General features: G+C 58.0%; 7 protein-coding genes and 1 riboswitch. Of the genes, 4 read left to right on the top strand and 3 right to left on the bottom strand.

What is annotated here, in order from left to right; all coding sequences use genetic code 11:
• The coding region (locus G113_RS06865) for a phospholipase D-like domain-containing protein (protein ID WP_005897226.1) at positions 1-749 on the top strand (749 nt) is incomplete at its 5' end.
• A gap of 73 nt (positions 750-822) precedes the next feature.
• Positions 823-2091, top strand: a complete 1269-nt coding sequence (locus G113_RS06860; RefSeq protein WP_040318986.1) for a DUF945 family protein — start codon at positions 823-825, stop codon at positions 2089-2091.
• Between the two features lie 275 nt (positions 2092-2366).
• Here the strand turns inward: G113_RS06860 and purU are convergent, their stop codons facing one another.
• Positions 2367-3203 (bottom strand): formyltetrahydrofolate deformylase, encoded by an 837-nt coding sequence (purU, locus tag G113_RS06855; RefSeq protein ID WP_040318985.1) that lies wholly within the window; start codon positions 3201-3203, stop codon positions 2367-2369.
• Positions 3204-3389: 186 nt separating this feature from the next.
• A riboswitch (FMN riboswitch) is annotated at positions 3390-3536 on the top strand.
• Between the two features lie 102 nt (positions 3537-3638).
• On the opposite strand from purU, the gene ribB reads away from it, so the two are divergent.
• Together ribB and G113_RS06845 are read left to right on the top strand one after the other, a co-directional pair.
• Complete coding sequence (gene ribB / locus G113_RS06850; RefSeq protein WP_005897215.1) at positions 3639-4292, top strand: 3,4-dihydroxy-2-butanone-4-phosphate synthase; 654 nt, start codon at positions 3639-3641, stop codon at positions 4290-4292.
• Positions 4293-4514: 222 nt separating this feature from the next.
• A complete protein-coding gene (locus G113_RS06845) occupies positions 4515-4757 on the top strand; it encodes an Lpp/OprI family alanine-zipper lipoprotein (protein WP_005897212.1) in 243 nt (80 codons plus the stop codon).
• A 188-nt stretch (positions 4758-4945) separates the two neighbouring features.
• Here the strand turns inward: G113_RS06845 and G113_RS06840 are convergent, their stop codons facing one another.
• Positions 4946-5794, bottom strand: coding sequence for a tetratricopeptide repeat protein (locus tag G113_RS06840; RefSeq protein ID WP_005897209.1), 849 nt, complete (start codon positions 5792-5794; stop codon positions 4946-4948).
• A 15-nt stretch (positions 5795-5809) separates the two neighbouring features.
• Positions 5810-6502 carry a 4'-phosphopantetheinyl transferase family protein gene (locus G113_RS20470; RefSeq protein ID WP_236611725.1) on the bottom strand — a complete coding sequence of 231 codons (693 nt, stop codon included), beginning with the start codon at positions 6500-6502 and terminating at the stop codon, positions 5810-5812.
• Positions 6503-6613: the final 111 nt, after the last annotated feature.

Genomic DNA, 6613 nt, shown 5'->3' with positions numbered 1-6613 from the left:
ATACAGGCTCCATGAACCTGGTGGATCCGCGCTTCTTCAAACAGGATGCCGGCATAGGCCAGTGGGTCGATATCATGATCCGGGTACAGGGGCCCATAGTGCCGCTGATGTGGTCCATCTTCGTCTGGGACTGGGAGATGGAGACCGGGGAGCGGCTGCTCGACAGCCTGCAGCATGACCCCGAATCCTGGCCTCAAAACAACTATCGTGCCCAGCTCATTCCGTCCGGCCCCTTCGTCGGCGGTGACTGCATCCAGCAGAGTTTGTTGCTCGCCATCTATCAGGCCCGCAACCATCTGGTGCTGACGACCCCCTATTTCGTGCCAGACGATCCCCTTGCGGCCGCGCTCTCCTCGGCGGCGGCAAGGGGCGTGCAAGTACAGCTAATCCTGCCCGATCGCAATGACTCCCTGATGGCGAACCATGCCTGCAACGCTTTCATGGAGGAGCTGCTGGAGGCGGGCGTGGAAATTTACCGCTACGACGCCGGTCTGCTGCATACCAAGAGCGTGCTGGTCGATGATGATTTCGCCCTAGTTGGCACAGTGAACCTCGACAGACGCAGTCTCTGGCTCAACTTCGAGGTCACTCTGCTGGTCGACAATCCCGAATTTGTCGGCCAGCTGAGCAAGCTGGTCGAGGGCTACATGCAGGAGGCGACGCCCATGGTGCTGGTCGACTGGCGTGCCCGGCCTTGGTACAAGCGGGTGATGGAGAACATTTTCTACCTGTTCAGCCCCTTGTTGTGAATGCGGGATGGCCTTGCCGCCGTGCAGTCAGCCCCGTAAAGTGCCTGCAAGCATGATTGAAATGGATGGTTTGATGAAAAAGTGGATTTGGGGTGTCGCAGGCGCGGCTCTGATAGGGGCTGGCTTGGGTGCCTGCTGGTATACGGGCAATGAATTTGATCGCCAGCTGGCGGAGCAGATCGTCAAGCTGCGCGAGCAGAGCGGGATAGAGCTGCAGTGGCAGCAGGGCCGCAGCGATTTATGGCACCGGGACGGTGAAGCGCGTCTCATCATAGGCCCGGACGCGCTGGCCCAGCTAGATGGCGAGTTGAGTCATGGGGAGCCGATCGTGCTGGCGTTCAAGGTGGAGGGCGTGATCCTGCCGCTCTATGTGAAGAGCCAATTGCTGCTCGATACCGAACAGGGATCCCTGGCGCCCCTGCTGGCGTCCCAGGGGCTCAAGGAGTGGCGTCTGGAACTGGCCAGTCTGACCAACCTCTTGACGCAGGGCAATCAGAGCAAGCTCAACATAGGGGCTTTTAGCCTCAAGCATGAGCAGGGGAAGATGACGTTTGAACCGTTACAGGCCGACTACAGCGGTGATCTGGTCGGCAATGGCCACATGACCCTCAACTGGGCCGGGATGAGTCTCCATGAGACCCAGGGCGGGGCTGACATGATGCTGGCAGATCTGAATGGCAGCGCCGAGCTGAGGGATGTCGATGGCAGCTGGCTTTCGCCCCAGAGTGCAATGACGCTGGCCAGCTTCTCCCTGCAGCAGCCACAAGAGGGGATCAACGTCTCATTGCAGCGTCTCACCAGCCACAGCAGGCTGGAAGGGGAGGATGCTGACACCCTGTCCAATCGTTACCAGATCCAGTTGGCCGCCCTGGACATGGCCAACGACACGGACAGCCTGGCCCTGACCGATGCCAAACTCGACCTTGAGATCAAGGGGCTGGATCTGGCGGGTTATCAGGCGCTGCAAGAGTTGAGCGCCCAGGGCAATCTGGATCAGCAAGCCCTGCTCGTCGCGTTGGATCAGGTATTGGATCGTGGCCTGACGCTGACCCTGACCGATCTCAGCTCGCGGCTCAATGGCGAGCCAGCCTCACTCGCGGGGCAATTGACTCTGGCGTCGACTACGCTGGCCAATCTGGCAGGGCAGGAAGATGGCATGAAGGCGCTCTCCGGTTTCTTCAAACTCAGCCTGAGCGAGGGAATGGGGGAAGCTGTGCCTCAACTGGCACCGATGTTGGTGCAGCTCCAGCAACTGGGCTATCTCAAGGCGCAGCAGAACAACCTCAAGGCAGAGCTGAAGCTGCAAGAGGGCAAACTCACGGTCAACGAGTTGCCGCTCTGAGAGCTTGGTGCCAACCGTGGCGGCTGGACCCGGGATGAAGCCGCCACGGCCAGCTACATGTGCAGGTTGTCGATGATCTAGCACAGTGATATGCCGCATTTCGATGATGGGGCCATCGCTGGGATAGACAGATGAAAGGGCTGAGGGGTTATCCGTTTCGTAGATAAGCCGTGCAGGTGCGCAGCAATAACCAAGGAGAGAAGGGGCTGAGCAGGGTACCCGCATCTCTTCCGATAACAAAAAAGGCCCCGAGGGGCCTTTTTTCATGGGGGCTGTTACTTGAATACCACCGTCTTGTTGCCATAGACGAAGACCCGCTCGTTGAGCACCAGCTCCAGCGCGCGGCTCAGTACGGATTTCTCAACGTCCCGACCCGCCTTGGCCATGCCCTCGGCACTGAAGGTGTGACCCACGTGGATCACGTCCTGTTCGACGATGGGGCCTTCATCCAGATCGTCGGTGACGAAGTGGGCGGTGGCGCCAATCAGCTTCACGCCGCGATCAAAGGCTTGCCGATAGGGACGCGCGCCGATGAAGGCGGGCAGGAAGGAGTGGTGGATATTGAGGATCTTGCGCGGATAGGCCTCGACGAAGCTGGGGGTCAGTACCCGCATGTACTTGGCCAGGATCACGTAGTCGGGCTGATAGCCGTCGATGATGGCGCGAACCTGCTCTTCGTGCTCGGTGCGGCTCAGATCCTCGTGGCTGACGGTGTGGAAGGGGATGTCGAACTTGCCCGTCAATTCTGCGAGGGTGTCGTAGTTGCCGATCACCGCCACTATGTCCATGTCCAGGGCGCCCGCGTAGTTCTTCATCAGGATGTCACCGAGGCAGTGGGTCTCCTTGGTCACCAATATGACGATCCGCTTCTTGCCCGCCTTGACCAGACGACGCAGGGCTCCGGCGGGCAGGGCATCATCCAGATCTGCCAGCAGGGTCTCGTCGTTGAAGCGTCCCTCCAGCTCGGTGCGCATGAAGAAGCGGCCATTCTCGTGATCGACAAACTCGTCATTCTTGTTGATGTTGAGCTGGTGCTTGTAGCAGATGTTGGTGATCTTGGCGATGAGGCCCTTGGCATCGGGGCAATCCGTGAGCAGTATTTTCTTTTCCATGTCTGTCATCGTTTCCATTATTGTGATGGCCATCCAGGCGGGGCAGCGCGCCCGCTGGGCCTGCTTTTTGAGGCACTATGCCATAAAGGAAAAGCCAATGGACAGTCTGGGCGCCAAATCTCGCTACCGACTGGCTTTTGCATCGCCAGGCTGGCATAGCGCGACAAATTTCTTTAGTCTGTCTGCGCTTATTCTCAGGGCGGGGCGAAATTCCCCACCGGCGGTATCCCGATTGACTCGGGGAGCCCGCGAGCGCCCGGCCACAGGCCGGGGTCAGCAGATCCGGTGAGATGCCGGAGCCGACGGTCATAGTCCGGATGAAAGAGGATAAGACAGACTGTTCCACGCGTGGCCCTCTCGGGTAGCCGCCGCATGCCTCTCTCTGTCTGCTCCATGCCCTGATTCTGGTACTTGTGAAGTTAACGGAGTCTTACCATGAATCAGTCTTTACTCAGTGAATTTGGTCATCCCATCGAACGAGTCGAAGCGGCCCTGGCCGCCCTGCGTGCCGGTCGCGGTGTACTGGTGGCCGACGATGAAGATCGCGAGAACGAAGGGGATCTCATTTTCGCCGCGCAATCCATGACCAATGCGCAAATGGCCATGATGATCCGCGAGTGCTCCGGCATCGTCTGCCTCTGCCTGCCGGAAGAGCGGGTACGCCAGCTCGAACTGCCCATGATGGTCGAGGCCAATTCCAGCCAATACCAGACGGCGTTCACCGTCACCATCGAAGCCGCTCAGGGGGTCACCACAGGGGTCTCCGCCGCCGATCGCATCACCACCATACGTGCCGCCATTGCCGATGGCGCCAAGCCATCCGATCTCAATCGCCCCGGCCACGTCTTCCCGCTGCGGGCTCGCAACGGGGGCGTCATGACCCGTCGAGGTCATACCGAGGCGACCGTGGATCTGATGCAGTTGGCCGGGCTCAAACCCTTTGGTGTGCTGTGTGAGCTGACCAAGGTCGATGGCACCATGGCCCGTCTGCCTGATCTGGTCGCATTTGGCCGCCAGCACCAGATGCCGGTGCTGACCATAGAGGATTTGGTGCAGTATCGTCAGATGTTGACTGAACGTTCGGCCTAAGTTCCATACGAAATTGTAATAAGGGCATTTTTTGGTTACGCTTTGTTCGAACCTCATCACTGAGGCCCCGTTTTGTTTGAAATTTGCGCAAATCGCGCAAGAAGAAAAAAAAATGAGGGTTTTAGTGCATTTATCTGTGATGGGGCCTATCCAAAGTAAGATTTTTTTGTGCCATAATCACGCCGCTTGCTAAACGTCTGGCGAGCTCAAGGGAGCTTTAAAATGAAAAAATTGTTGTTGGTAGGTGTTGTTGGTCTGTCTGCCCTGCTGGGCGGTTGTGCTAACACCAGCGAACTGGAAACCTCCGTACAGAACCTGTCTAACAAAGTTGACCAATTGGCTCAAGATGTTAGCGCTGTTCGTGCTGATCAATCCAAAATGGCCGCTGATGTTGCTCAAGCCAACCAAGAAGCCATGCGCGCTAACCAGCGTCTGGACAACATGGCTACTTCCTACAAGAAGTAATTCATGCGAAAAAATGGCGCAGTCTCTGCGCCATTTTTTTTTGCCAACAATTTGCCTTTCGCTGCCAAATTCCGCTATTTATCCCGCGTTTTTGCCCCACCTGTATCCATTTCCATGATGCCATTGATAAAAAAGAGCCACGCCGTCAGGCATAGCCCTCTCTTATCATCTCATCGTGCCAGTACGACTCAATAGAGCAGGCTGTAGAGCTTGCGTCTGAAACCGGCCACTGCCGGGTGAGCTCCCATGGTCGCCAGGATATCGAGATAGGTCTTTCTCGCCTCACCGAAACCGAGATCCCGTTGCAGTATGGTCAACAGTAGGGTGAGCGCCTCTTCCTGACGCCCTGCCTGGCTGTAAAGTACGGCCAGCTCCTGGGCCAGGGCAAAGTCGTCCGGCGTCTGTTGGTAACGGGCCTCCAGGGCGCGCAGTTCTGGACTGTCGGCAGCTTGCTGCGCCAGGGCCAGGCGGGAGCAAAGGGTTTGATAATGGTCATCCTGGGCCACCATGGGTAATTGAGCGAGTCGCTGCTCGGCTTCGTCTAGGCGGTTGAGATCGAGGGCGGCCTGAATGAGCCAGAGATGGATGTCGTGGCGATCTCCTACCAGCTGATGGGCTTTGGCGAGATCGACATAGCCCTCATCGGCCTGTCCTTCGGCAAGGGCCTGCTGCCCTCGCTTGAGCAGCTCCTCCTCTTCCTTGGGGGAGAAGGCGGCGAAATAAGTACGCAGGGTCTCTTCATCTTGCGGACCCTCCAGTATCGCTTGCTCATCCGGTTGCCCCTGATGGAAGAGTACCAGAGCGGGCAGGGCGCGCAGACCAAGCTGACCGGCCAGCGGTTGCAGCTGGGGGTCGTTCATGTCCACCTTGGCCAGGGTGACCTGCGGGTTGTTCTCACCCACAAGCTGTTCGATGAGGGGGGTCATCCCTTGGCATTCCGGCATCTGCGGCGCATAGAAATAGATGACGACCGGTTTTTGCATGGAGGCATCGAGCAACTCGATCTGGAAATTCTGGGGATGGATGTCAACGATCATGAGACTGGCTCTTGGCTAGGGGTTTTTATCAAGATGGGGTTGTCCTGTCATGATTTCAAGACATTCATCGAGCTGATGCAGGTGCACATCACTCGTCCTGCCCGCGAGACTGAGCCAGCCCCCCTGCCAGGGCCAGTCATGGACCCGGTAGTCGACCCCGTCGAGGTGGTTGAGCAGGCACCACTTCTGCTGCGGTACAAATTCCACCTTATCCAGTCCGGCGGCTATACCGCCCCCATGAGCCTTGAGCACGGCCTCCTTGCGCGACCAGAGTCGATAAAAAGCCGAGTTCTGCTCGGCCTGTGGCAGGTCGGCCAGGTACTGATATTCGGCGGCAGCGAAGAAGCGCTGGGCGAGGGGCAGGGGGGAGCGAGCGCGGCGACCGAGTTCGAGATCGACCCCAAGAGGCCCCTGGTCACCAATGGCAATCACCAGCCAGTCGCCGCTGTGGCTCAGGTTGAAATGGCAATGCTCCTGCCCGGGGCCGGTGAGGGCGGGCTTACCATGGGGGCCTGTGTAAAAGTGCAGATTTTGCGGGTCCTGGCCAAGATGGGAGGTCAATAACCGGTTAAGCACAGCTCGGCTGACGAGAAATTCCTGGCGGCGCCTGGGCTGCTTTATCTGTTGCCATTGCTGGCGCTGCAACGCATTGAGCCATGGCTCCAGGCCAGACAACTGGGTTTGGGCCACGTTGGTAGCATTTAACAAAAACAGATCCGTAGTTGTCATCATTATTCACTTAAAAAAATCGATAAAGCAGGGATAAATAGCACACAGTAACTGGTCTGCAGCGGCTTGTCGGCAGGGTATCTTGTTTGG

This window comes from Aeromonas molluscorum 848 (genome assembly GCF_000388115.1).
Lineage (GTDB): Bacteria > Pseudomonadota > Gammaproteobacteria > Enterobacterales > Aeromonadaceae > Aeromonas > Aeromonas molluscorum.
The sequence above is the reverse complement of the archived record's forward strand: the minus strand, read 5'-3'. Positions and strand labels throughout refer to the sequence as shown.